The sequence below is a fragment of the Nocardioides oceani genome (assembly GCF_030412965.1).
Classification (GTDB): domain Bacteria; phylum Actinomycetota; class Actinomycetes; order Propionibacteriales; family Nocardioidaceae; genus Nocardioides; species Nocardioides oceani.
In genome coordinates this window covers 638,350-663,111 of record NZ_JAUHJQ010000002.1, presented here as the reverse complement: position 1 = coordinate 663,111, position 24,762 = coordinate 638,350, and the positions used below count along the sequence as shown (strand labels likewise).

26 protein-coding genes are annotated in these 24,762 nt (G+C 75.4%); 8 read left to right on the top strand and 18 right to left on the bottom strand.

The features are described from left to right. The 9 genes from murD to mraZ all read right to left on the bottom strand — a co-directional run bounded on the left by murD (position 1) and on the right by mraZ (position 9,745). Positions 1-1,461 carry a UDP-N-acetylmuramoyl-L-alanine--D-glutamate ligase gene (gene murD / locus QWY28_RS08765; protein ID WP_300952303.1) on the bottom strand — a complete coding sequence of 487 codons (1,461 nt, stop codon included), beginning with the start codon at positions 1,459-1,461 and terminating at the stop codon, positions 1-3. Positions 1,462-1,481: 20 nt separating this feature from the next. Beyond that, positions 1,482-2,552, bottom strand: a complete 1,071-nt coding sequence (gene mraY / locus QWY28_RS08760) for a phospho-N-acetylmuramoyl-pentapeptide-transferase (RefSeq protein ID WP_300952078.1) — start codon at positions 2,550-2,552, stop codon at positions 1,482-1,484. Continuing rightward, complete coding sequence (locus tag QWY28_RS08755) at positions 2,549-3,919, bottom strand: UDP-N-acetylmuramoyl-tripeptide--D-alanyl-D-alanine ligase (RefSeq protein ID WP_300952302.1); 1,371 nt, start codon at positions 3,917-3,919, stop codon at positions 2,549-2,551. Before QWY28_RS08755 ends, mraY begins: the two co-directional genes overlap by 4 nt. 5 nt (positions 3,920-3,924) lie before the next feature. Next, positions 3,925-5,439, bottom strand: coding sequence for a UDP-N-acetylmuramoyl-L-alanyl-D-glutamate--2,6-diaminopimelate ligase (locus tag QWY28_RS08750; RefSeq protein WP_300952076.1), 1,515 nt, complete (start codon positions 5,437-5,439; stop codon positions 3,925-3,927). A gap of 25 nt (positions 5,440-5,464) precedes the next feature. Continuing rightward, entirely contained in the window at positions 5,465-7,240 is a 1,776-nt protein-coding gene (locus tag QWY28_RS08745) for a peptidoglycan D,D-transpeptidase FtsI family protein (RefSeq protein WP_300952075.1), read from the bottom strand. Between the two features lie 41 nt (positions 7,241-7,281). After that, entirely contained in the window at positions 7,282-7,965 is a 684-nt protein-coding gene (ftsL, locus tag QWY28_RS08740; protein ID WP_300952073.1) for a cell division protein FtsL, read from the bottom strand. Beyond that, positions 7,962-8,927: a 16S rRNA (cytosine(1402)-N(4))-methyltransferase RsmH gene (gene rsmH / locus QWY28_RS08735; RefSeq protein WP_300952071.1), complete on the bottom strand. Its 966-nt coding sequence runs from the start codon at positions 8,925-8,927 to the stop codon at positions 7,962-7,964. Before rsmH ends, ftsL begins: the two co-directional genes overlap by 4 nt. A 6-nt stretch (positions 8,928-8,933) precedes the next feature. After that, positions 8,934-9,092, bottom strand: a complete 159-nt coding sequence (locus QWY28_RS08730; protein WP_300952069.1) for a hypothetical protein — start codon at positions 9,090-9,092, stop codon at positions 8,934-8,936. Between the two features lie 227 nt (positions 9,093-9,319). Further along, positions 9,320-9,745: a division/cell wall cluster transcriptional repressor MraZ gene (gene mraZ, locus QWY28_RS08725; protein ID WP_300952067.1), complete on the bottom strand. Its 426-nt coding sequence runs from the start codon at positions 9,743-9,745 to the stop codon at positions 9,320-9,322. A gap of 438 nt (positions 9,746-10,183) precedes the next feature. On the opposite strand from mraZ, the gene QWY28_RS08720 reads away from it, so the two are divergent. From QWY28_RS08720 to QWY28_RS08710, 3 genes are read left to right on the top strand one after another with little or no spacing between them, the layout of a single operon-like run. Beyond that, positions 10,184-11,161: an AAA family ATPase gene (locus tag QWY28_RS08720; protein ID WP_300952051.1), complete on the top strand. Its 978-nt coding sequence runs from the start codon at positions 10,184-10,186 to the stop codon at positions 11,159-11,161. A gap of 27 nt (positions 11,162-11,188) precedes the next feature. Beyond that, the gene (locus QWY28_RS08715) at positions 11,189-12,466 is read left to right on the top strand and encodes a DUF58 domain-containing protein (protein ID WP_300952049.1); all 1,278 of its coding nucleotides are present in this window, start codon (positions 11,189-11,191) and stop codon (positions 12,464-12,466) included. Then, positions 12,463-14,835, top strand: a complete 2,373-nt coding sequence (locus tag QWY28_RS08710; protein ID WP_300952047.1) for a transglutaminase TgpA family protein — start codon at positions 12,463-12,465, stop codon at positions 14,833-14,835. Before QWY28_RS08715 ends, QWY28_RS08710 begins: the two co-directional genes overlap by 4 nt. Before the next feature lie 98 nt (positions 14,836-14,933). On the opposite strand, the gene QWY28_RS08705 is transcribed toward QWY28_RS08710, so the two are convergent. The 6 genes from QWY28_RS08705 to QWY28_RS08680 form a co-directional block, all read right to left on the bottom strand. Further along, on the bottom strand, positions 14,934-15,383 hold the full coding sequence (locus QWY28_RS08705) for an SCO2097 family morphological protein (protein ID WP_300952045.1): 450 nt from the start codon (positions 15,381-15,383) through the stop codon (positions 14,934-14,936). Between the two features lie 114 nt (positions 15,384-15,497). Further along, positions 15,498-16,796, bottom strand: a complete 1,299-nt coding sequence (gene dinB, locus QWY28_RS08700) for a DNA polymerase IV (RefSeq protein WP_300952043.1) — start codon at positions 16,794-16,796, stop codon at positions 15,498-15,500. Positions 16,797-16,826: 30 nt separating this feature from the next. Then, positions 16,827-17,570: a methyltransferase gene (locus QWY28_RS08695; protein WP_300952042.1), complete on the bottom strand. Its 744-nt coding sequence runs from the start codon at positions 17,568-17,570 to the stop codon at positions 16,827-16,829. Positions 17,571-17,625: 55 nt separating this feature from the next. Beyond that, positions 17,626-18,075, bottom strand: coding sequence for an SAV_6107 family HEPN domain-containing protein (locus QWY28_RS08690; RefSeq protein WP_300952040.1), 450 nt, complete (start codon positions 18,073-18,075; stop codon positions 17,626-17,628). 5 nt (positions 18,076-18,080) lie between these two features. Beyond that, on the bottom strand, positions 18,081-18,350 hold the full coding sequence (locus tag QWY28_RS08685; protein ID WP_300952038.1) for a DUF6504 family protein: 270 nt from the start codon (positions 18,348-18,350) through the stop codon (positions 18,081-18,083). 199 nt (positions 18,351-18,549) lie between these two features. Further along, positions 18,550-19,017: a hypothetical protein gene (locus QWY28_RS08680; RefSeq protein WP_300952036.1), complete on the bottom strand. Its 468-nt coding sequence runs from the start codon at positions 19,015-19,017 to the stop codon at positions 18,550-18,552. 123 nt (positions 19,018-19,140) lie between these two features. Between QWY28_RS08680 and QWY28_RS08675 the strand changes: the two genes are divergently transcribed. Genes QWY28_RS08675 through QWY28_RS08660 form a run of 4 tightly spaced genes read left to right on the top strand, consistent with a single transcriptional unit; the run spans position 19,141 to position 21,896 of the window. Further along, a complete protein-coding gene (locus QWY28_RS08675; RefSeq protein WP_300952034.1) occupies positions 19,141-19,614 on the top strand; it encodes a YbaK/EbsC family protein in 474 nt (157 codons plus the stop codon). 4 nt (positions 19,615-19,618) lie between these two features. Continuing rightward, positions 19,619-19,978: an ArsC/Spx/MgsR family protein gene (locus QWY28_RS08670; protein WP_300952032.1), complete on the top strand. Its 360-nt coding sequence runs from the start codon at positions 19,619-19,621 to the stop codon at positions 19,976-19,978. Position 19,979: 1 nt separating this feature from the next. Continuing rightward, positions 19,980-20,585, top strand: a complete 606-nt coding sequence (locus QWY28_RS08665) for a DUF4126 domain-containing protein (RefSeq protein ID WP_300952030.1) — start codon at positions 19,980-19,982, stop codon at positions 20,583-20,585. 9 nt (positions 20,586-20,594) lie between these two features. After that, entirely contained in the window at positions 20,595-21,896 is a 1,302-nt protein-coding gene (locus QWY28_RS08660) for a phytoene desaturase family protein (RefSeq protein WP_300952029.1), read from the top strand. Between the two features lie 15 nt (positions 21,897-21,911). Here the strand turns inward: QWY28_RS08660 and metF are convergent, their stop codons facing one another. After that, on the bottom strand, positions 21,912-22,802 hold the full coding sequence (gene metF, locus QWY28_RS08655; RefSeq protein ID WP_300952027.1) for a methylenetetrahydrofolate reductase [NAD(P)H]: 891 nt from the start codon (positions 22,800-22,802) through the stop codon (positions 21,912-21,914). Positions 22,803-22,865: 63 nt separating this feature from the next. Between metF and QWY28_RS08650 the strand changes: the two genes are divergently transcribed. Next, entirely contained in the window at positions 22,866-23,933 is a 1,068-nt protein-coding gene (locus tag QWY28_RS08650) for a polyprenyl synthetase family protein (RefSeq protein ID WP_300952025.1), read from the top strand. Positions 23,934-23,944: 11 nt separating this feature from the next. Here QWY28_RS08650 and QWY28_RS08645 read toward each other — a convergent pair whose 3' ends face one another. Both QWY28_RS08645 and QWY28_RS08640 read right to left on the bottom strand, forming a co-directional pair. Beyond that, complete coding sequence (locus tag QWY28_RS08645) at positions 23,945-24,346, bottom strand: barstar family protein (protein WP_300952023.1); 402 nt, start codon at positions 24,344-24,346, stop codon at positions 23,945-23,947. Next, positions 24,343-24,753 carry a guanyl-specific ribonuclease gene (locus tag QWY28_RS08640; RefSeq protein ID WP_300952022.1) on the bottom strand — a complete coding sequence of 137 codons (411 nt, stop codon included), beginning with the start codon at positions 24,751-24,753 and terminating at the stop codon, positions 24,343-24,345. Before QWY28_RS08640 ends, QWY28_RS08645 begins: the two co-directional genes overlap by 4 nt. Between the last annotated feature and the right edge of the window lie 9 nt (positions 24,754-24,762).

Genomic DNA, 24,762 nt, shown 5'->3' with positions numbered 1-24,762 from the left:
TCAGTCCTGACCGGTCCTGCTCCGCACGGCCGCCGCGAACCGGTCCCCGCGGTCGGCGTAGCTGGTGAACAGGTCCATGGAGGCGCAGCCGGGAGCCAGCAGGACCGTGTCGCCGGGTCGGGCCAACGCGGCCGCCGCCTCCACGACGCGCTCCATGGGAGCCTGTTCGGGACCAGTCTCACCGGCACCGACGTCGATCACCGGCACATCGGGGGCGTGTCGCGCGAGCGCCTCGGCGATCACCGCGCGGTCCTGCCCGAGGAGGACCACGCCCCGCAGCCGGTCGCGCACCGAGCGGACCAGCTCGTCGAAGCCGGCACCCTTGGCGAGGCCCCCGGCCACCCACACGACGGGGTCGTAGGCCTGCAGCGAGGCCTGGGCGGCGTGCGGGTTGGTGGCCTTGGAGTCGTCGACCCACGCGACGCCCGCGTGCTCGGCGACGAGCGCGATCCGGTGGCCGTCGGGGTGGAAGGCGCGCAGCCCGTCCCGCACCGCCTGCTGCGAGACGCCGTGGGCGCGCGCGAGGGCGGCGGCCGCGAGCGCGTCGGCCACGAGGTGGGGCGCCGGCCCGGGCAGGTCGGCGACGGTGCAGAGCTCGGCGGCGCTGGTGCCGCGCTCCTCGATGAAGGCGCGGTCGACCAGGATGTCCTCGACGACCCCGAGCATCCCCACGCCGGGCATGCCGAGGGTGAAGCCGATCGCGCGGGCGCCCTCCTGCACGTCGGCCTCGCGGACGAGCCGCTCGGTCTCGGGGTCGGCCGCGTTGTAGACGCAGGCCCGCTGCACGTTCTCGTAGATCCGGCCCTTGTCCGCGGCGTAGGCCCGCATCGGGTCGGGGCCGGCGTACCAGTCGAGGTGGTCCTCGGCGAGGTTGAGCACGGCCGCGGACTCCGCCGCCATCGACCGCGTGTGGTGGAGCTGGAAGCTGGAGAGCTCGACGGCCAGCACGTCGTACGGCTCGGGGTCCATGACCACCTCGACGAGCGGGCGGCCGATGTTGCCGGCTGCGACGCTGCGCAGCCCGGCCGCGCGCAGGATCGAGTCCAGCATGCCGACGGTGGTGGTCTTGCCGTTCGTGCCGGTCACCGCGAGCCACGGCGCGGCCCGCTCGGGGTCGCGCAGGCGCCAGGCGAGCTCGACCTCGCTCCAGACGGGCACGCCGCGGTCCCGGGCCTGCGCGAGCAGCGGCGCGTCGGGCCGCCAGCCGGGGCTGGTGACCAGGACGTCCACGTCCTCGGGCAGCACGGCCGTGGCGCCCTGCTCGAGCCGGATCGAGGCGCCGAGGACCTCCAGCAGCTCGGCCTTCTCCTCCTTGCCGGCCGCCGACTCGTCGAGGGCGGTGACGGTGGCGCCGAGGTGGAGCAGGTTGTCGGCGGCCGCGAAGCCGGAGACGCCGAAGCCGGCCACGACCGCGCGGACGCCTCCCCAGGAGTCGCGCTGGCCCAACGAGTCGAGATTCACCACAGACCTCCGGTAGGGGTTCAGATGCCCGCGACCCACTCGGCGTAGAAGATGCCGAGGCCCGCGGCCACGCAGAGCCCGGTGACGATCCAGAACCGGATGACCACCGTGACCTGCTCCCAGCCGAGCATCTCGAAGTGGTGGTGGATCGGCGCCATCCGGAAGATCCGCTTGCCGCCGCTGACGCGGAACCAGCCGACCTGCAGCATCACCGAGAGGGTCTCGACGACGAACACGCCGCCGAGGACGATGAGCAGCAGCTCGGTGCGGGTGAGGATCGCGAGCCCCGCGAGGGCGGAGCCGAGCGCGAGCGAGCCGGTGTCGCCCATGAAGATCTGCGCGGGCGAGGCGTTCCACCACAGGAACCCGAAGCAGGCGCCGGTGATGGCGGCCGCGACCACGGCGAGGTCCAGCGGGTCGCGCACCTCGTAGCAGGTGGCGCCGGGCGAGATCGCGCAGGACTGGTTGTTCTGCCAGATGTTGACCAGCGTGTAGGCGCCGAAGACCATCACGCTGGCGCCGGTGGCCAGGCCGTCGAGGCCGTCGGTGAGGTTCACGGCGTTCGAGGTGGCGGTGACGATCAGCCAGATCAGCGCGAGCACCACGACGGTCGGCAGCGCGAACGCGGTGAAGTCACGGATGAACGAGACGTGGTTCGACGCCGGGGTTCGGCCCCGGTCGTCCTCCAGCCACGGCGAGAGCGCCAGCAGGCCGAAGACCACCGCGATGACGGTCTGGCCGACCATCTTCGCCTTGCTCCGCAGGCCCAGGCTGCGCTGCTTGGAGATCTTGATGAAGTCGTCGAGGAAGCCGACCAGGCCCATCCCGACGAAGAGGAACAGCAGCAGCAGCGCCGAGGCCGACGGCTCCGACATCGTGATCAGCTTCGCGGCGAAGTAGCCGACGACCGTCGCGGCGATGATGACGACGCCGCCCATGGTCGGCGTGCCGCGCTTGGTGTGGTGGCTGGTCGGTCCGTCGTCGCGGATCTCCTGGCCGTAGCCCAGCCGGGTGAACTGCGTGATTGCGACCCGGGTGCCGAGCAGGGAGATGAGCAGGGAGAGCCCACCCCCGAGCAGTACGGCTCTCACGTCACGTCCTCCAGCAGTCCCTCGGCGAGGACCTCGAGCGCGGCGCCGCGCGAGGCCTTGACGAGGACGGCGTCCCCGGCGCGAGCATTCTCCCGCACCCAGGCGAGTGCTTCGTCCCGCCCCGCCGTGAGCATCGCCTCACCGGTCCAGCCGGCGGCCGCACGCGCGCCCTCGGCGATGCCGGCGGCCGGCTCCCCGACCGCGACGACGACGTCGATGCCCGCCTCGGCGGCCGCCCGGCCGACCGCGACGTGGTCGTCGTGGCTGGTCGGGCCGAGCTCGCGCATCTCCCCCAGCACCGCGACGGTACGCCGCCCGCCGCTCCGCCCGATCGCGGCGAGGGCCTCGATGGCGGCGACGGCCGACGCGGGGTTGGCGTTGTAGGCGTCGTTGAGCACCACCAGGCCGTCGGCCCGCTCGTGCATCTCCATCCGCCACCGCGACGCGCTCTCGGCGGTCGACAGCGCGGCGGCGACGTCGGCGAGGTCGCACCCGGCGGCCAGCGCCATCGCGGCGGCCGCGGCGGCGTTGGCGACCTGGTGGGCGCCGATCTGCCGCAGCGCCACCCGGTGCCAGCCGCCGTCGTGGCCGAGCTCGAAGCGGGGCCGGCCGAGCTCGTCGAGCTCGAGACCGCGCCAGGTCACGTCGCCGGTCTCGCCGAAGGCGAGCACCCGGGCGGCGGTGCGGGGCGCCATCGCGGCCACCAGCGGGTCGTCGGCGTTGAGCACCGCGGTGCCGCCCTCGGGCAGCGCCTCGACGATCTCGCCCTTGCCCTGCGCGATCGCCTCGCGGCTGCCGAACTCGCCGAGGTGGGCGGTGCCGACGTTCAGCACGGCGGCGACGACCGGCGGGGCGACCCGGCACAGCTCGGCGACGTGCCCGACGCCACGGGCACCCATCTCCACCACCAGGTGGGTCGTGTCGGGGGTCGCGCGCAGCACGGTGAGGGGGACGCCCAGCTCGTTGTTGAAGTTGCCCCGCGTGGCGACGGTGCTGCCGGGCACGCCACTGCCGGCGACGGTGGCGAGCACGTGCGCGAGGTAGTCCTTCGTGCCGGTCTTGCCCTGCGAGCCGGTGAGGGCGAGCACGGTCGCCCCGGTCCGGTCGAGCACGTGGCGGGCCAGCCGCCCCAGCGCCGCGACCGGGTCGCCGACCACGACGGTCGGGCGACCGGTCGGCCGGCTGCCCAGGACGGCGTGGGCGTGCTCGGCGTACACGTGCCCGTCGACACGCTCCCCCGCCACCGCGACGAACAGCCCGCCGACGACCGGGTCACGGCTGTCGAGGTACGCCGGCCCCGTCACCTGCGTCGTGCCGTCGCCGTCGACGGTCCCGTCGACCACCCCGGCGACCTCGTCCAGCGTCATCGCGATCACGACCGCACCGCCTCCAGCTCCTCGCGGACGACCTCGCGGTCGTCGAACGGGTGGACCACGCCGGCCACCTCCTGACCGGTCTCGTGCCCCTTTCCGGCGACGAGCACCACGTCACCGGGTCGCGCCATGGCCAGCGCCTCGCGGATCGCGGCCCGGCGGTCGCCGATCTCGAGCACCTCGGCACCCCCGGTCGCGCCGGCGAGCACGGCCGCGCGGATCGCCGCGGGGTCCTCGGTGCGGGGGTTGTCGTCGGTCACGACCAGCACGTCGGACAGCCGGGAGGCGATCTCGCCCATGATCGGCCGCTTGCCGGGGTCGCGGTCGCCACCCGCGCCGATCACGACGACGAGCCGTCCCTCGGTGACCGGTCGCAGGGCGGCCACGGCCGCCTCGACGGCGTCGGGCTTGTGGGCGTAGTCGACGACCACGACGAAGTCCTGGCCGGCCTCCACGCGCTCGAGCCGACCCGGGACGCCGCCCCCGGTCGCGATGCCGGCGGCGACCCGCTCGGCCCCGAGGCCGGCCTCGGCGCAGGCGGCGACGGCGGCGAGGGTGTTCGCGACGTTGAACCCGCCGGGGATCGGGCAGGCGGCCGCCACCTCGAGCCCGTCGGGGCCGAGCACGCGGAAGGTCGACCCGTGCGGGTGCAGCTCGACGTCGACGGCCCGCCAGTCCGCCTCGGCGCCGTCGGCGGAGAAGGTCCGCACCGGCACCGCCGTCTCCGCAGCCAGGCGCCGGCCGTGCTCGTCGTCGACGTTGACCAGTGCCAGCCGCGCGCGCTCGGGGGTGAAGAGCGACGCCTTGGCGCGGTAGTAGTCCTCGACGTCGGCGTGGAAGTCGAGGTGGTCGCGGCCGAGGTTGAGGAAGACCGCCACGTCGAAGACGATCCCGTCGACGCGGCCCATGACGAGCGCGTGGCTCGAGACCTCCATCGCACAGGCCTCGACGCCCTGCTCGACCATCGCCGCGAAGAGCCCGTGCAGGTCCGGCGCCTCCGGCGTGGTCAGGGTCGTGCGCACGTCGGCACCGCGGACGCGGGTGCCGACCGTGCCGATGACCGCCGCCGGGACGCCCGCGGCGTGCAGGCCGCCCTCGGCCAGCCGGGTGGTGGTGGTCTTGCCCTGGGTGCCGGTCACGCCGACCATCCGCATCCGCGTGGCCGGGTCGCCGTAGACCCGGGCGGCGAGCCGCCCGAGCAGCGCCCGCGGGTCCGCAGCCACGAGCAGGGGTACGTCGCCGACCGACCGTTCCGCACCCGTGGGGTCGGTGAGCACCGCGACCGCGCCGGCCTCGACCGCCGCCGCGGCGTACTCCGTGCCGTGCACGCGGGCGCCCGGCAGGGCGGCGTACAGGTCACCGGGCAGGACGCGCTGGGAGCTCAGCGAGACGCCGGTGACGACGGGGTCCTCGCCCCGCTCGTCGGGGCGGGCGAACTCGAGGTCGCCAACCTCGGCGACGAGGGCGGACAGGGACGTGCGCCGCGGGTGCTGCGGCCGGAGGGGGCTCGTCATGACGCGGCGAGGGTATCGCCGCGGCTCACCACTCGACCGGGAGGCGCGAGGGCTGCGTGCCGGTCGGGGGCACGCCGTAGCGGCGCAGCGCGTAGCCCATCAGCTTGGAGAACGCCGGGCCCGCGACCGAGCCGCCACCCCCGCCGTTGCTGGGGTCCTGCACGACGACGTAGACGGTGAACCGCGGGTCGTCGGCCGGGGCGAAGCCGGCGAAGGAGACCGTGAAGCCCTCGTAGCCGCCGGCGACCGCGCGCTGGGCGGTGCCGGTCTTGCCCGCGACGCGGTAGCCCGGGACGGCCGCAGCCGGGGCGACGCCGACCTCGGGGTCGATGACGCGCTCCATCATCTTCATCGTCTGCTCTGCCGCGTCCTCGCTGACGACGCGCCGACGGGTCGCGGTGTCCGTGCCGACCTCGGTGCCGTCGGGCAGCTCGGCGGTCCCCTTGATGATGTTGGGGTCGACCCGCACGCCGCCGTTGGCGATCGCGTTGACCGCGGCGGCCATCTGCACGGCGTTGACCGACAGCGCCTGGCCGAACGCGATCCGGTCCTCGGTCTGGTCGGTCCACAGGGCGCCGCTGGGCAGGATGCCGGCCGACTCACCCGGCACACCGAGGCCGGTCCGGGCGTCCAGGCCGAAGTCGACCAAGTAGTCGCGCAGCTCGCCGGCGTCGAACTTGTCGGCGGCGAGGACGGTGCCGATGTTGGAGGACTTCGCCAGCACGCCGGCGAGGGTCAGCTTGATCTCCCCGTGGTCGAACCAGTCACCGATCGGGCTGTCCTGGCGACGCAGCAGCGGCGGCACGGTGATCCTGGTCCGCGGGGTGACCTTGCCGGCGTCGATGAGCGCCGCCATGGTCAGCACCTTCTCGACCGAGCCGGGCTCGTAGACGTCGCCGAGGGCGCGCGAGACGCGGTTGACCTTCTTGGCCAACTCGGGGGCGTTGGCGTCGAACGTCGGGTGGTCGGCGAGGGTGAGCAGGTCGCCGGTCCGGGTGTCCATGATGACCGCGAAGGCCGACTCCGCCCCGGACGCACGCGTGGTCTGCGCGAGGACGCGCTGGGCGTACCACTGCATCTCGCGGTCGATCGTCGTCACCAGGTCCCTGCCGTCGACCGGCGCGACCTTCACGTTCTCGCCGAGGGGCAGCTTGTTGCCACCGCCGACCTCGTAGCGCGCCGAGCCGTCGGTGCCGGCCAGCCAGTCGTCGAAGGCCAGCTCCAGGCCGACCAGCGGCTGGTCGCCCTCCTCCGGGTGCGGCATGCCGAGCGCCCCGATGACGTTCGCGGCCACGTCGCCCGCGGGGTACTCGCGCACCGGGTCGCGCTGGGTGAGGATCCCGTCGTAGCCGAGCTCGCGGGCCTCGGTCACGACGTCGGTGGCCAGCGTCGAGGGCACCTGGCGGGCGATGTACTCGTACCGGCTGCCCTCCTCGCGGAGACGCTCGAGCGTCGTCGGGTAGTCCACGTCGAGCCGGCGGGCGAGGAACGTCGCGATCTCTGCGGCATCGTCCGTGGTCAGCTTCGGGTCCGCGACGACCATCAGGCCGTCCACCGAGTCCGCGAGCGGCTCGCCGTTGCGGTCGAGGATGTCGCCGCGCGTCGCGGGCAGCACGACGCTGCGCGAGCCCTCGGCGGCCGCCATCGCGGCGTACGACCCCGGGTCGAGGCCCTGCAGCTGCACCAATCGGCCCCCGAAGACCGAGAGCACCATCGCGATGAGCACGAAGCCCACCCGGAGCCGCAGCTGCGGTGACCCGCGGAGGCCGCCTCGAGCACGGACGGGGCGGGTACGGCGCACGGGGTCTCCCTGGTCCTGCTCGACGGTCCTGGCGGTACTGCTCAGCGGTTGCGCTGCTGGTTCTGCTGGTTCTGCTGGTTCTGCTGGGATCCCTGTGACTGCTGGGGCTCCTGTGAGTTTCTACCCCCGTCGCGGCCCCCGGCGCCGTCACCGCGGCCCGTGTCGCCGGAGTTTCCGCGCTGCCCGTCCTGGCCGGCGCCCCGGTCCTCGGGCAGCACGCCCTCGGGCGGCGCCTCGACCTCGACGACCGTCGGCGCCGGGGCCAGGACCGCCGGCAGCACGGGCGGGGCGGGGTTGATCGGGAGGCTGTTCTCGGGGCCGGCCGGGGTCGTCGTGCCGTGCACCTCGCCGGTGTCGAGATCGAGGAACGTCGGCGCGGTCGGCACGACCATCCCCAGGCGGGTCGCGCGGGCGGCGATGGTCTGCGGGTCGCGCAGCCGCTCGATCTCCATGCTCAGCGTCTGCTCGCGAGCGGCGAGGTTGCCGGCCTGCTGCTCCAGCGCGGTGGCAGCGAACGACGCCTGCTGCATCTGGGTGTTGAACAGGAGCAGCCCGACGACGCCGCCGAGGAGCACCGCGGTCACGAGCATCACGAAGGGGACGCGCGCGGCGCGCACCCGCCGGCTCGGGACGACGGTCAGCCGGGCCCGGTCGACTGCCGCCTCGGCCAGCCGGGGGACGCGGTGGCGGAGCTGGGCCGCTGCGCTGCTGGAGGTGGTGCTCATGAGGCTGCTCCCTGGGATGCGCGAAGCCGTTCGATGGCACGCAGGCGGACCGAGGCCGCTCGCGGGTTCTGGGCGATCTCCTGCTCATCGGCCTGCTCGGCGCCGCGGGTGACCAGGCGCAGGGCGGGCTCGCTCCCCTCGGGCACGAACGGCAGGTCGAGCGGGACGGTGGACCGGGTGGCAGCGGTGAACGCCTGCTTGACCAGCCGGTCCTCGAGGGAGTGGTAGGACTCCACGACCACGCGGCCGCCGACCCCGATGGCGTCGATCGCGGCCGGGATCGCCCGCCGCAGGACGGCCAGCTCGTCGTTGACCTCCATGCGCAGCGCCTGGAAGGTCCGCTTGGCCGGGTGCCCGCCGGTCCGGCGCGCCGGCGCCGGGATCTCGGCGTACAACAGCTCGACCAGGGGGCCGGAGGTCGCGAACGGCTCGGTCTCGCGGCGGCGGACGATCGCGTGCGCGATCTTCTTGGCGAAGCGCTCCTCGCCGTAGTCGCGCAGCACGCGGGTCAGCTCGCCGGCGGAGTAGGTGTTGAGCACGTCGGCGGCCGTCGGACCGGTCGTGCCGTCCATGCGCATGTCGAGCGGGGCGTCCTCGGCGTAGGCGAAGCCGCGCTCACGCACGTCGAGCTGCATCGAGGAGACGCCGAGGTCGAAGAGGACCGCGTCGACGGACGGCAGGCCGAGGTCGGCGAGGACGTCGGGCAGCTCGTCGTAGACGGCGTGGACGCCGGTGAAGCGCTCGCCGTACGCCGCCAGCCGCTCGCCCGCGCGGCGCAGGGCCTCGGGGTCGCGGTCGATGCCGACCACGCGCGCCTGCCCGCACCGCTCGAGGACGGCCTCGGTGTGGCCGCCGAGGCCGAGCGTGCAGTCGACGAGGACGGCGCCGTCGTGCTCGAGCGCGGGTTGCAGGAGGGCGACGACCCGGTCGAGCAGCACCGGGACGTGTCGGGGCTCGCTCATCGCGGGTCAGCCCCCGAGCCGGGCGAGCAGGAGGAAGGTGGTGGCCAGCCCGATCGAGCTGACCGCGGAGAAGGCCATGAGCACCGCGGCGTCGCGGGCCTGGTGCCGCACGCGCGGGGCGGCACCGTCGCTCGTCCTCGCGGACGTCACGTGCGTGCTGCTCATCGGCTCGACCCCTGCTGCGTGGTGGTGGTGCGTGGTGGTGGTGCGTGGTGGTGGGTGGTGCTGCGGCGCCGCAGGGCCAGGTCTCCTGCCCGCTCCCCCGGTGGGGAAGTGCCGCCACCTGGCACCGGGGAAGGTGCGCCAGCTGGCGGGGAGAGCGGGCCAGAGACCTGGCCCTGCGGATCCGTTCTTCGGTTCTGGTGCTGCCGGGTGCTGCTGGGTGCTGCCGGTCAGTCCTCGCCGGCCTCGTCGAGCTCGGCGAACTTGCGCTGGGCCTCGCTGGAGAACGCCTCCCAGCGAGCCGGGTCCCAGATCTCGATCCGGTCCATGACACCGATGACGACCACGTCCTTCTCCAGCGACGCGTAGTCGCGGAGGGTGGCGGGGATCGAGATCCGGCCCTGCTTGTCCAGCGACCCCTCGTCCGCGCCGGCGAAGAGCACGCGGGCGTACTCACGGGCGGACTTGTTGGTCATCGGCGTCGCCCGGGCCCGCTGCGCCTCCTGCATGAAGACGTCGCTCGGCCACACGACCAGGCAGTTCTCCTGACCCTGCGTCACCACGAGCCCCTCTGCGAGTCGGTCCCTGAACTTCGCCGGGAGGAACAGCCGCCCCTTCTCGTCGAGCCGGGGGGTGTAGGTGCCCATGAAGAACATCGGGCACCTCCGTCAGCCACGTTCCTCCACTTCGCACCACTTTAACCCACTTCTCCCCACCGTCAACCACATCGGGCGTGTCCACGGCGTCTTTTCGGCGTACGTCGCCGCTCCCCTCCCCCGCGCCCGTCCGGTCTGCCCGGGCTGCCCCGTCGATCGGGGTGCACGCCGTTCCCGCAGGTCAGCGGGCTCGTCGGCCAGCCGGGCGCCGCACCGGGACGGGCCCGGTGGGGCGGTGGTGGTGCGCGGGTGGGGACGCGGGGTGGGGCGTGGTGGGGCGTGGCGGGACGGCGCGGCGCGGACGAGGTGGAGGAGGCCCGCGGCCGGCGGCGTCGGAACCGCCTCCACGGAAGCCCCGTCGGAGCGCGAGGACCGGCGTAGGTTGCCGCCACCGAATACGGTGGTGGGGCACGGCTGGACGGGACGGGAAGGGTCGACGTGGGTACTCCGACAGCGGGAGGCGCTGACCTCGAGACGCTCGCGCGCGTGGTCGCCCGGATCCGCTCGAACGTCGAGCGGGTGATCGAGGGCAAGCCCGACGTGGTCTCCGCCTCGCTGGTCGTGCTGCTCGCCGAGGGCCACCTGCTCATCGAGGACGTCCCCGGCGTCGGCAAGACCATGCTCAGCAAGGCGCTGGCCCGCAGCATCGACTCCACCGTCCGCCGGATCCAGTTCACCCCGGACCTGCTGCCCTCCGACGTGACCGGCGTGTCGGTGTTCAACCAGGACTCCCGCGAGTTCGAGTTCCGGCCGGGCGGGATCTTCGCCAACATCGTGGTCGGCGACGAGATCAACCGTGCCTCGCCCAAGACCCAGTCGGCCCTCCTGGAGTGCATGGAGGAGCGGCAGGTCACCGTCGACGGCACCACCTACCAGCTCGACACCCCGTTCATGGTCATCGCGACGCAGAACCCGATCGAGATGGAGGGCACCTACGCCCTCCCCGAGGCGCAGCGGGACCGGTTCATGGCCCGCGTCTCGGTGGGCTACCCGGTCGAGGCCGCCGAGATCGCGATGATCGGCTCCCACGCCGGCGCGAGCCCTCTCGACGACCTCGAGCCGGTCACCGACGCCGCCGAGATCCGCAAGCTCACCGGCATCGTCGGCCAGGTCTACGTCTCCGACGCGGTGCAGCGCTACGTCGTGGCGCTGACGGGCGCCACGCGGCGTACCGACGACCTCACGCTCGGCGCCTCCCCCCGCGCCACGCTGCACCTGGTGCGCGCCGCGAAGGCGTACGCCGCCATGCAGGGCCGCGACTACGTGCTGCCCGACGACGTGCTCGCCCTCGCCCGCCCCGTCCTCGCCCACCGGCTGCTGCCGAGCGTCGAGGCGGCGATGAGCGGCCGGACGAGCGCGTCGGTCCTCGACGGGGTGCTGGCGTCCGTGCCGGTCCCCGACGGGCACGGCTCGTGAACGTCTCCGCCCACCCCGGGACGGGTCGTGCGTGAGGCGCTCGCCGGGCTGACCGTCCGCGGCCGGGCCTTCGTCGCGGCCGGCGTGACCGCCGTCGTGTGCGCGATCGTCCTGGGCCAGCCCGCACTGAACCGCGTCGGCGTGCTCGTGCTCGCGCTGCCCGTGGTGACGGCCGCGGTGCTCGCGCGCAGCCGCTACCGGCTGGCACTGGTCCGCACGGTCACCCCGCAGCTGGTGACCGCCGGGCAGTCCGCGCGGGTGGACCTCGCCTTGACCAACGAGGGACGCACGCCGAGCGGCGTGCTGCTGCTGGAGGACCAGGTGCCCTACGTGCTGGGCTCGCGGCCACGGTTCGTGCTGGAGGGCATCGGGCACGGGTGGCGCCGCCACGCGTCGTACCAGGTGCGCTCGGACGTCCGCGGCCGCTTCGAGCTCGGGCCGATGTCGGTGCGCGTGGCTGACCCGTTCGGCCTGGTCGAGATGGGGCGCTCGTTCCGCACCACCGCGACGCTGACCGTCACCCCGCGCACCGTCGCGCTGCCCACGATCCCCCTCGGCGGCGGCTGGACCGGCGCCGGCGACAACCGTCCGCGCGCCTTCGCGACCGGCTCCGCCGAGGACGTCACCGTGCGGGAGTACCGCCGCGGCGACGACCTGCGCCGGGTCCACTGGCGCAGCTCGGCGCGCACCGGCGAGCTGATGGTGCGTCGCGAGGAGCAGCCCTGGCAGTCCCGCGCGACCCTCGTCGTCGACAACCGCGCCCGCGCGCACCGCGGGCAGGGCGTCGCCTCCTCCCTGGAGGCGGCCGTCTCCGCCGCGGCCTCGATCGCGGTGCACCTGACCCAGCGTGGCTTCGCCGTCCGACTGGTCACCGCGACCGGCGAGGACCCCGGCAACGCCTGGCACCAGCGCGAGGCGAACGTCGGCACCGGCCCGCTCCTCGAGGCGCTCGCCGTGCTCCCGCCGGTCTCCTCCCCCCGCCTGGACGGCTCCTGGCTCGGCGAGCAGGGCCACGGCGGGCTGACGGTCGCGGTGCTCGGCGCCGTCGAGGCGCTCGACGTGCCGGTCCTGCGCCGCATGCGGCACCACGCCGGCTCCGGCCTGGCGGTCGCGCTCGACGTCGACGCCTGGGTCGACGTGCACGGCCCGGCCGGTGCTCCGGGCGGCGCGACGCCGGTGCTCGTCCAGCAGGGCTGGCGGGCCGCGGCGCTGACGCCGGGCGACCGGCTCGACACCATCTGGCAGGAGCTCGGCTCGACGGGCAGCCGCGGCCCCCGGACGCGCGGCGTGGAGGTGGCCCGGTGACGACCCGACGCGCGAGCCTGCGCACGACGCTGGCCGTCTCGGCGGCGGCCGCGGCGACGACCTGGGTGGCGATGCTGTCCTGGCGTCCCTTCACCGAGCTGCCCGGGCGCTTCCTGGGCCCGCTCGCCCTCATCGGCCTCGTCGTCGTCGCCACCGGCGCGCTCGCGCGCTGGGCGCGGCTGCCCGGCGGGGTGGTCGTGCTCGCCCAGCTGCTGACCGGCGGCGTCGCGACCTCCCTGGCCCTGACCGGCTACCCGCTGCCCCTCGGCCCGGGTGCCGTAGCGCTCGAGGCGGTCTTCCGGGCCGCGGTCGACAGCGCCAACCAGTACGCCCCGCCGGTGCCGAGCACCGCGCCGGGCGTCCACCCGCTGCTGGTCTCCGGCGGCCTCGCCTGCTTCCTGCTCGTCGACGTGCTGGTCTCCACGCTGCGCCGGGTCTCGCTCGCGGGCCTGCCGCTGCTGACGATCTACAGCGTCCCGGTGAGCCTCGTCGGCGGCGGCCTGTCCTGGTGGGTCTTCGCGCTCACCGCGACCGGCTTCCTGCTCGTGCTCTACCTCCACGAGGGCGACCGGGTCACTCGCTGGGGCCGCACGGTCGAGGAGGACCCGACCGCGTTCGACGTCCGCACCGGGCGGGTCCGGGCCACGGCGCTCGCGATCGGCGCCCTGGCCACGGCGCTGGCGGTGGCCGTGCCGATCGCGGTGCCCACGCTCGACGTGCGCCTGGTCGACTTCGGCCACGGCCCGGGCGGGGACGACGACATCGAGCTGTCCAACCCGCTGGCCGACCTCAAGCAGGACCTGGTCCGCGGGCCCGACGACCCGGTGCTCCGGTTCACCACCGACGACCCCGACCCGTCGTACCTCCGCACGACCGCGCTGACCTGGTTCAACGGCGACACCTGGAGCGCCGGCGACCGCGAGGTGCCGACCACCAACCTCGCGGCCGGCCAGCTCCCGCCGCTGCTCGGGGTGGAGTCGGGCCTGGACCGCCGCACCTACGACTACCGGGTCAGCGTCTACGAGAACTTCGAGTCGAGCTGGCTGCCCGCGTGGGCGACCAGCACGCTGGTCGACGCGCCCGGCGACTGGCGCTACGACGTCCAGACCCGTGACTTCCTCGCCGCCGACGACGACCTGGACACCCGCGGCCTGCAGTACCGCATGCTCGGCGTCGAGCTGGACTACGACGCCGTCGACATGGCCCGGGCCCCCTCGGTCGGCGGCCTGGTGCCGAGCACGTACACCGAGCTGCCCGACGGCCTGCCCACCGAGGTCCGCAACCTGGCGATCCAGGTGACCCGCGAGGCGCCGACCCGCTACGAGAAGGCCGTCGCGCTGCAGCGGTGGTTCCGCGAGACCGGCGGCTTCGAGTACACCACCGACGGCGTCGCGGGCAACGACATCCAGGACCTGGTGTCCTTCCTCCGCCCCGACGGCCGCCGCGGCTACTGCGAGCAGTACGCCGCGTCGATGGCGATCATGGCGCGGATGCTCGGCATCCCGGCGCGCGTGGCGGTCGGCTTCCTGCGCCCGCAGCGCGTCGGCACGAACACCTGGGAGTACAGCGCCCACGACCTCCACGCCTGGCCGGAGCTGTTCTTCCCCGGCAGCGGGTGGGTGCGCTTCGAGCCCACGCCGGCCGCGCGGGCGCGCACGGTCCCGCAGTGGACCCGCCAGGACGTCCCCGCCCCCGACCCCGGCTCCCCCGACCGGACCGAGGGTGCGGCGCCGGACACCCCCGACCGCGCCGCGGACCAGCCGGCGGCGCCGGTCGAGGAGGAGCAGCCGGAGGAGGCAGCCGGGGCCGGCGACGACCGCGCCTGGCTGCTGCCGGTGCTCGGCGGCCTGCTCGGAGCGGGCGCGCTCGCCGTCCTGCTCCTCCTCCCGCGCCTGGTCCGGACCCGGCGCCGCGCCCGACGGCTCTCCGCGGGCCCCGAACCGGCGTGGGCCGAGCTCCGCGACACCGCGGTCGACCTCGGGCTGCGCTGGCCCGTGGCCCGGTCGCCCCGGCAGACCCGCGACTGGCTGGTCCAGCACTTCGGCGCCCGGACCGACGAGTACGCCGCACCCCGCCCGCCGCGGGGGCCCGAGCTCGCCCCCGACGCCGTGCACGCCCTGGACCGGGTCGTCGCGTCGCTGGAGCTGCGGCGCTACTCCCCCCGCGGGGAGGACGCCACCGCCACCCTCCGCGCGGAGGTCGAGACGGTCACCGAGGCCCTCCACGACGGCGCGTCGCGCGGCGCCCGGCGGCTGGCCGCCTGGTGGCCCCGCTCGGTCCTCACCCGGCAGGCCGGGCCCGCGCCCCGGAGCACCACGGAGCCCGGACAGACGCGGTACGGCGGCGTCGTCGACCACGTCGGCACCTGACCCGCCGGCGCTGGTCCGTCGGCTGGGTTTCGACACGGTTGCTGCGCAACCTGATCAACCGGCCCGCGGACACCGGGCGGGGCGGAGCTGGGGGTGGCTCAGAAGCCGCCGTTCTGCTCCCGGCGCCTGCGCCAGCGCTCCTCCATCCGCTCCATGAAGGAGCCGGAGGAGCGTCGGGTGCGGCGGGTGCGACCGCGGCGCCCGCCGTCGATCACGGTGAAGCCACGCGAGGGGTGGGCCGCCTGACGGGGGTCGGCGACCGGCGACGACGCGGCGGCCGCCTGGCCGCGCATCGCGGTGAGCGCGACGGTGGCCGAGCCGAGCATGACGAGGAACCCGACCACGCCGACGACCGCGAGCTGGGTGACCGCACCGGTCATCAGCAGCGTGACGCCGACGAGGAAGCAGACGCCGGCGATGATCGCGCGGCGGCGGGCGGAGCGTCGCAACGAGGTGCCGCGCAGGGTGGAGGCGAACTTCGGATCCTCCTCCGAGAGCGCGCGCTCCATCTGCTCGAGCAGTCGCAGCTCCTCTTCGGAGAGTGGCACCGTTCCTCCACTGGTCGTACGAGCGGTAGACGTCCCACGCGGGTCGTGCACCAAGTCTAGGCAGGCGTCCTGGAACGCGGTACCCGCGTCGGTGAAATTCGTCCCTCCGGGTCCTCATGCCGGTGCGTCCCCGGACCGGCGACCGGCCCGGCCGTCGGCGCCGGGCAGCAACGCGGCCGGCCGCACGACCCCCGCCCCGAACCGGCTCGTCGCCCGGTCCATCGCTCGGTCGGCGTCGGACCAGCCGTGCTCGCGCTCGCCGAGCACCCGCTGCCGGTGCACGCGCGCGCTCGGCAGGAGGCCCTCGACCCGCACGCCGACGAGCCGCAGCGCGCCGCGGCGGCCCGGGCGCCCGCGCTCCTCGCGCCGCAGCGCGTCGAGCAGCGCCGTCGCGGCGGCGTACACCTCCTGCGTCACGTCGGTCGGCTCGGCCAGCGCGCGCGAACGGGTCAGCGTCGTGAAGTCGGCGTACCGGACCGTCAGCACCACCGTCCTCCCGGCGACCCCGCCGGCGCGGAGCCGACGGGTGACCTTGGCGGCCAGCGCGAGCAGCTCGCGCAGCACGTCCTCGCGCTCGGTCAGGTCGCGCGCGAACGTGCGTTGCGCCCCCATCGAGCGGTCCGGCTCCTGGGGCCCGCGCCGCTCGTGCAGCTCGGAGCGGTCGCGGCCCCACGCCAGCACCTGCAGCTGGTGCGCCGCACCCGGGCCCACGGCGGCACGGAGCTCCTCGAGCGGAGCGTGGGCGAGCTGTCGGACCGTCCGCAGGCCGGCGCGGCGCAGCCGGGTGGCGGTCGCCGTCCCGACGCCGTACAGCTCCTCGACGTCGAGCGCGTGGAGGAACCCGACGACCTCCTCGGGCGGCACGACGAGCACGCCGTCGGGCTTGGCCCGCCGGCTGGCGATCTTGGCCACCGACACCGTCGGCGCGACCCCGGCCGAGCAGGTGATGCCCTGCTCGTCGTGGACGGTCGCCCGGACCAGCTCGGCGATCGCCCGGGGTGACCCGAGCCGGCGGGTGGCCCCGCGGACGTCGAGGAACGCCTCGTCCAGGGACGCCATCTCCACCAGCGGCGTGACCCGGCGGAAGATGTCGCGCAGCGCCGAGGACACGGTCGAGAACGCCGCGTGGTCGCCGGGCACCGAGACCAGCTGGGGGCACAGCCGCTGGGCCCGGGCGCCCGACATCCCGCCGCGCACGCCGTACGCCCGGGCGGCGTAGTTCGCCGACAGGACGACGCCGCGGTGGCCACCACCGACCGCCGCCGGGACGTCCCGCAGGTCGGGCCGGTCGCGCAGCGCCACGGAGGCGAAGAACGCGTCCATGTCGACGTGCAGGATCGGGCAGTCCCACGAGCGGTCGAGGTACCCACCCGGGCCGGGAGGCGGGCGCCCGCCCCGCGGTGACCCGGTCACGGGCGGGAGCGGCCGCCCCCGCCCGCCGGCTCAGCGGGCGAGCAGGTGCAGCTGCGTGGCGAGCGGGAGGTACTCCGGACGGTCGGCGACGGCCCGCTCGAGCTCGACCAGGGCCGCGGCGGCGCCGGGCTCGGAGTCGAGGAGGGAACCGGGGACGAGGTCGGCGAAGACGCGGACCGCGTGCACGGTGCCGACCTCGAAGTCGGCCGCCGCGAGCAGGTCGCCGATCTCGGACCGCGTGAACCGCCGGCCCGACCGGCCGGGAGCCTGGGCGGTGCCGCCGGTCTCCTCGAGGAGGGCGAGGGCCTGCTGGAAGTGGCCCGCCATCGCGCGGGCGACCACGGCGGCATGGCGCTGCGCGACCAGGAGGCTGAGCGTCCCACCGGGGCGCAGCACCGCCCGGAGGGCGCGCAGGGCGGTCGCGGGGTCGGCGACGACCTCGAGCACCCCGTGGCAGAGGACGACGTCGGCCGCGTCGGGACCGACGACCTCGTCCAGCGTCGAGAGGTCGCCCTGGTGCGAGGCGACCTGGACGCCGACCTCCCGCGCGCGGCGGTCGAGCGCGGCGAGCGCGTCGGGGCTGGGGTCGACCACGGTGACCCGGTGGCCGAGCTCGGCGACCCGGACCGCGAGGCCACCGGTGCCGCCGCCGATGTCGAGCACGTCGAGCGAGCCGTCGGCGAGGACCGGGTCGAGGGCTCCCCACACCACGGCGGTGCGGGCCGCTCCCCGTCGCTCGCTGGGACGGTCGCCGGGCCGCTCGGTGACAGGCATGCCGCCCAGCCTAGGGCGTGGCCCCGGCCCCTTCGCCGCGCCCGACCCCCGACGCTCATCCGACCCGGCGCACGACGTGCACCTGCACCGGGACGTGCGGCACCAGGCCGAGGGCCTGCTCGACGACGCTCAGGAACCGGTCGGCGTCGCGGACCAGGTCGTCGGCCTCGCGCTCGGTCACCGCGCGGCGCGACCCGGCCTCGGCCGCCGCGCGCTTGCCCGCCCCCGCGGCGAAGAACCGGGCCCACTCCTCGAGCTCGGGCGCGACCTCGACGAGGAGCACCCAGGCGTTCTTCTGCGGGCGGCGCCGGGCCGGCGCCGGCCGGGCCCGCGCGGCGAGGAGCGCGGCAGCGGCCCGCAGCGCCGCGACGTGCGCGTGGGCGTAGCGCTCGGTCACCTCCGTCGCGGCGATCGCCTCGCTCAGCGACTCCGCCGAGCGCGCGAGGTAGGCGTGGGTGGTCGCGGGCAGCGCGTACGGGTGGGGCTGCTCACCGGGGCTCGGCACGCGGGTCACTCCCCCACCCCGGATCCCACCGCGAGCAGCTGCCACCGGCCGGCCCGCAGGTCGTGCGCGAGCTCGAAGACGTCGGCGGCCCGGCCCTCCTGGTCCAGCCGGCCACGTCCGGCAGCGACCCGCCACAGCTCCCGCCGGGGCAGCTCCTGGCTGCGCCGGTCGAGCACCTCCCTGACCTTCCACAGCCGCCCGCGCCACAAGAACTGCGCGGGCCCCTCCTGCCCCGTGCCCGTCCGCACCTCGACGGGGTCGTCGTACCGCACCACGCTCGCCTCGCTCCTCGGGCTCTCGCCCGGCTCCGTCGACCCCACCGACCCCGGACCGTGCGGCCCGGCGGGGACGGGGGTCGAGGTCGTCCCCGCCGGGGTTCGTTCGAACACAGGTTCGAACGAGGCGAAGGTACACCTCTGCACCGACAGGCCGTCAAGACCTGCCGGGAGGAGCGGCGCGAGGCCGCCCGGAGACTCAGGCGGCCGGGTCGTGCCCGCGCACGTACGCCGTGGTGGCGCGGCTCCAGAGCAGGACGAGGATCGCCACGTCGACGACCAGCGACACCGCGGCCGCGACGACGAACGGGGCCGGCGGGTCGGTGCGCAGCCCGGCCACCGTGGCGAGCGCCGCCATCAGCACGACGGCCGCCAGCGAGTGGCGCGCCCAGTTCGTGCCCGCGAGCAGGAAGGGGACGAGCGTGACGACCAGCCCGACGAAGACGACGAGCAGCACGACGGCGACGGGCACGAAGGCCGGCTGCTGGATGTCGGCGTCGACCGGGTGCCCCGAGGACCAGGAGTCCAGCAGGTCGTCGCGCAGCAGCACGCTGAGCACCGCGGTGAGCACGGCCAGCCCGACCAGGACGACCAGCAGCCGGACGGCGCGCTGCACCGCCGCGGGCCGGGCCGTCGTCGCGCGGGCCGGCGTGGTCTGGGTCCTCATGGGGGCTCCTCGGTGCGGGGCGGTTCCGGGGCGGTGGGGCGTGGGCGGGGCGCCCGTGGTCGTCCGTCGCGTCACGGTGCCGGTCCGGGGGTGCCCGTCGGTGCGGTGCCCTAGGGTCGCGCCATGACGACCGAGCACCCCTCGATCACGCGCTTCCGCGAGGAGCACGCACGACGTGGCGGCACGGGCGACGTGGTCATTCTGCCCGACTCGGTGCACACGGCGGCACTGGCCGCCGACGCGCTGGGGTGCGAGGTCGGCGCCATCGCCAACAGCCTCCTGTTCGAGGCCGACGGCGCGCCGGTCCTCGTCCTCACCTCGGGCGCCCACCGGGTCGACACCGGGGTGGTCGCCCCCGCCGTCGGGGTGCCGCGGCTGCGCCGGGCCAGCGCGGAGCTGGTCCGCGAGGCGACCGGCCAGGTGATCGGCGGCGTCTCCCCCATCGGGCACCCCGCCCCCGTCCCGACCTACCTCGACCGGTGGCTCGCGCGGCACCCGGTGCTGTGGGCCGCCGCGGGTCACCCCGCGGCGGTGTTCTCGACGACGTACGACGAGCTGCGCGCGCTGACCGGCGCCGTCGAGCTGGACGTGGAGTGAGCCGATGAGCATCGAGATCTGGCTGAACCCGGCCTGCAGCAAGTGCCGCGCCGCCGTCGCGGAGCTGGACGCCGCGGGCGCCGACTACACGGTGCGCCGCTACCTCGACGACCCGCCGACCGCAGCCGAGCTCGGCGCGGTGGTCGCCCGCCTCGGCCTCGAGCCGTGGGACGTCGCCCGGCCGAAGGAGGCGCGCGAGGCCGGCATCGACCTCCCCCGCGAGCCCGCCGCCCGCGAGACCTGGCTGGAGGCGCTGGCGGCGTACCCGCGGGCCATCCAGCGACCGATCCTGACCGCCTCGGACGGCACCACGGTGGTCGGGCGCGACGCCGACGCGCTGGGCCGCGTGATCGCCCGGGGTTGAGGTGGAGTCCCTCGCGCTCGCGTTCTCCAGCGGCTGGGCCAGCGGCGTCAACGCCTACCTGGTCGTGCTGGTCCTCGGCGTCGCCGACCGCCTGGGCGCCCTGGCCCAGGTCCCGGACGTGCTGGGCCGCTGGGACGTCCTCGCCGTCGCCGCCCTGCTCTACGCGATGGAGTTCGTCGCCGACAAGGTGCCGTACGTCGACTCCGCGTGGGACGCGGTCTCCACCGCGATCCGCCCCACGGTCGGCGCCGTCGTCGGGGTCCTCCTCGCCGGCGACGCCCGCACGCTGGACCAGGCCGTGCTCGGCACGGTCGGCGGCGGCACCGCGTTGCTCTCCCACCTGACCAAGGCCGGCGGCCGGCTGGCGATCAACACCTCCCCCGAGCCCGTGAGCAACGTGCTGGCCAGCGTCACCGAGGACGTCGCCGTCCTCGCCGTCGTGTGGTTCGCCATCGAGCACCCGCGCGCCGCCGCGGCCGTGGCGGCGGTGCTGCTGGCCGGCGGGCTCGTGCTGCTCTACCTCGTGGCACGGCTCGTCCGCCGGGGGTGGCGCCGCTGGTTCGCCCGCCCGGGCCCGCCCGCCGACGGCGTCGGCACCGCCCCCTAGGGTCGACCCGTGGCAGGCGTGGTGGTCGTGGGAGGCGGGTTCGCCGGGCTGGCGGCGGCCGCCCGACTGGCGAAGCTCGGCCACGACGTCACGCTCCTCGAGCGGTCCGGCACGCTCGGCGGGGCGCTCGGCACGGTCGAGGCCGACGGCTTCGCGTGGGACGCCGGGCCGACGTGGACGACGCTCCCGGCGGTCGTGCGCGACCTGTTCCGCAAGAGCGGGCGCCCGGTCGAGCGCGAGCTGGAGCTGGAGCCGCTCGACGTCGTGCGCGAGCACCGGTTCATCGACGGCACGGTCGTCTCCGTCCCGCCCTCGCGCGCCGGCCAGGTCGCGGCCTTCGACGCGCTCGGAGCCGGGCTCGGCCGGCAGTGGACCGAGCACGTCGCTTCGTACGCCGACGTGTGGGAGACCCTGCGCCGGGAGTACCTCGAGGTGCCCTGGGACCCGGCCGCGCCGTCGCGGGAGCTCGCCGCACTGCTGGACGGGCGGCAGACGCTGCACCGGCTGCTGCGCCGGACGTTCCGGGACGAGCGGCTCGCGCTCGTCGCCGGCCACCCCGCCGTCGCCGACGGCCACGACCTGCGCAACGTGCCCGCCTGGGCCGGCGTCACGGCGTACGTCGAGCAGCGCTTCGGCGCCTGGACGGTCGAGGGCGGCATGGCTCGGCTGGCCGACGCGCTGACCGCCCGGCTGGGGACCCGGGGGGTCACCGTCCGCACCGGGACCACGGCCCGGGACCTCGTGGTCCGGTCGGGCCGCGTCGTGGGCGTCGACGTCGGTCCCGGGGAGGTGCTCGAGGCCGACGTGGTGGTCGTCGCGGTCGACCCGCGCCTGCTGCCGGCGCTCGCGCCGCTCGTCGCCCGCACGATGCCGGCGATCCCGCCGGTCGTGGCGCACCTCGGCCTGGAGGGCGAGGTGCCCGACCTCCCCCACGAGCTCGTCCTCCACGGCGACCCGCTGCTGGTCGTGCGGCCCGGCGGCCGCGCTCCCGACGGCGCGTCGGCGTGGACCGTGCACGGTCGCGGCCGGCTCGCCGAGGACCTGCTCCGCGCGCTCGCCCGGCACAAGATCGACGTCCGCCCGAACGTCGTCACGCGCCTCGACCGCACCCCGCGCGACCTCGTCGAGCGGTGGGGCGGCTCGCCCCTCGGCGTGGTCTGGCAGGGGCGCTCCACGGTCCGTCGCCGGCTCGGGCCGACGACGCCGGTCGCCGGGGTGTACGCCGCCGGGGCACACGCGACCCCGGGCGCCGGCCTGCCGTTCGTCGGGCTCTCGGCCGCGTTGGTCGCCCAGGCCGTCGGTCCCGCGTGAGGCGCGAGCCCAGCCTCAGACCGAGACGTTGAGCCGGTCGAAGATCTCGAGCGTCGCCCGGGACCGGTTGAGCGTGTAGAAGTGCAGCCCGGGAGCACCGCCGGCGAGCAGCTCCTCGCACAGCTCGGCGGCGACCGCGATGCCCTCGTTGCGGACCGCGGCCGGGTCGCCCTCGTGGGCGGAGATCCGGCGCACGACCTCGTCGGGCACGTCGGCGCCGATCAGCTCGCCCTGCCGGCGGATGGCGCCGAGGTTGAGGATCGGCATGATCCCGGGCAGGACCGGCATGTCGACGCCGCGGTCGCGGACCCGCTCGACCAGCCCGAAGTAGTCAGAGGCGCGGAAGAACATCTGGGTGACGGCGAACTCCGCCCCGGCCCGCGCCTTGGCGACGAGCACGTCCGCGTCGTGGTCGAGCGACTCCGCAGTGGGGTGGCCCTCCGGGAAGGCCGCGACGCCGACCCGGAAGTCGCCGCGCGAGCGGGCCAGCTCGACCAGCTCGGTGGCATAGGTCAGCCCGCCCTCGGTCGGCGTCCACGCGGCGCGCGGCCCGTCGGCCGGGTCGCCGCGCAGCGCCATCACGTGATGGACGCCCGCCTCGTGGTAGGCGTCGAGGATCGCCTCGAGCTCCGCGCGGGTGTGTCCCACGCAGGTCAGGTGGGCCATCGGGATGAGGGAGGTCTCGCGCGCGATCCGGCCGGTGACCCGCACGGTCGTGTCGCGGGTCGAGCCCCCGGCGCCGTACGTCACCGAGACGAAGGTCGGCCGATAGGGCTCGAGGGCGCGGATCGCGTCCCACAGCTGCTGCTCCCCGGCCTCGTCCTTGGGCGGGAAGAACTCGAACGAGAACGACTTGCCGCCCTCGCGGATCATGTCCGCGAGCGAGCGTCCCGGTCCGGTCACCATGCCGGAAGCCTACGTTCGGCACCGCCCCGGGGTCGCATCCGTCCACCCTCTAGTCTCGTCGGCGTGACGGCCGCCGGGTGGGACAGCAGCGCCTTCCGAGACCGGGTGCAGGAGGCGCTCGACTCCTTCCTCGACGAGCAGGCCGCCCGGCTGGCGCCCCTCGGCCCGGACGCGGCCCGGCTCATCGCCGAGGCGCGCACCACGGTCCGCGGGGGCAAGCGGTTCCGCGCCGCGTTCTGCTGGTGGGGCCACCTCGCCCTCGCGCCGGCGGCCGACGAGGAGGCGCTCGTCCGCGCCTGCGCGGCCCTCGAGCTGCTGCACGCCAGCGCGCTGGTGCACGACGACCTCATGGACGCCTCCGACACCCGGCGCGGCCGGCCCGCGACGCACCGCCAGCTGGAGTCAGAGCACCGGACGTCTGGCTGGACCGGGGACCCGGAGCAGTACGGCGCGGCCGCGGCGATCCTGCTCGGCGACATGCTGCTGAGCTGGGCCGACGAGCTGCTGCGCCGCTGCGGCCTCCCCCTGACCCAGGTCGCCCCCGCGCTCGAGGTCTTCGACCTGTGCCGCTCGGAGGTCGTCGCGGGCCAGTTCCTGGACGTGTCGGTGCAGGCGCGCGGTCGCGCCGACGTCGACACCGCGATGACCGTGCTGCGCTACAAGTCGGCGAAGTACTCCATCGAGCGGCCGCTCCACATCGGGGCCGCGCTCGCCGGTGCCGACCGGTCGGCGCTCGACGCACTCTCCGCGTTCGGGCTGCCCCTGGGCGAGGCGTTCCAGCTGCGCGACGACCTGCTCGGCGTCTTCGGCGACCCGGCCACCACCGGCAAGCCGGCCGGCGACGACCTGGTCGAGGGCAAGCGCACGGTGCTGGTGGCCCTCGCGCTCGACGCAGCGCCGCCCGCCCAGGCGGCGCTCCTCGACCGCTCGCTCGGCGGGCCGCTGGACGAGGCGGCCGTCGCGCGGCTGCGGGAGGTCATCGACTCCTCCGGCGCCCGCGCACAGGTCGAGGCGGTCATCGAGCAGCTCGCCGACCTCGCGCTCGCCGCGCTCGACCGGGCGTCGGTCGACGTCGCGGCCCGCGACGCGCTGCGCGGCCTGGCCGAGGCCGCCACCCAGCGCGACGTCTGAGCCGGGGTGCCCTAGTCCAGCGGCGGGACGTCGACCTCGGGTCCGTCCCCGTGGAGCAGGACGGCGATCCCGGAGCCGGTCAGCAGGCGCAGGACGACACCGAACGACCGGGCGTCCTCCCGGGCCGACGGGCCCCAGCCGTCCCAGAGCAGGGCGACGCGGTCGGTGTCGACGTCGCGCAGGCAGTCGGCGAGCGCGTCGAGGTTGCGGCCCCACCAGGCGGGCAGCCCGAGCGCCTCGCCGAGCGCCTCGAGCATCTCGGCGCGAGCCGGGTGGGACCAGCCGTCGAGGTGCGCGAGGCGCCAACCGGCGAGCTCGACCGCGCCCCGGACCTCCTCGACGTCGTACGCCGCGTCCCAGCGGTACACCGCCGGCGGCAGCTCCCCGGCCAGCAGCGCCGCGAGGCCGCTCACGGCAGGACCTCCGCGAACGACGCGTAGTGGTCGTCGGTCCAGTACCACTCGCGCGGCTCGCCCTCGACGATCCGGCGCGGCCCGCGGTGGCCGAGGCCGGGCGTCGGCACGGTGTACTCCCGGTAGTAGCCGTCCTCCTGCTCCGGCAGCAGGCCTTCGTAGTTGTGGAAGACCGTGCCGTCGTGCTCCGGCTCGGGGAACGGGCCGCCCTCCTCGATCAGCTCGACGGTGCGGCGCGCCTCGACCGGCAGGTCCTCCAGCCCGACGGTCGGCAGCCCGGAGGTGCCGGCCTCCTCGCGGGTCCGGTCGTCACCGACGGGGTCCCCGCCACCGGCGAGGAGCGCGCCGAGGACGACGAGCACGACGACCGCCACGAGCGTGGCGGCCGCCCTCGTCCGGGCGCTCACCCGCTCACC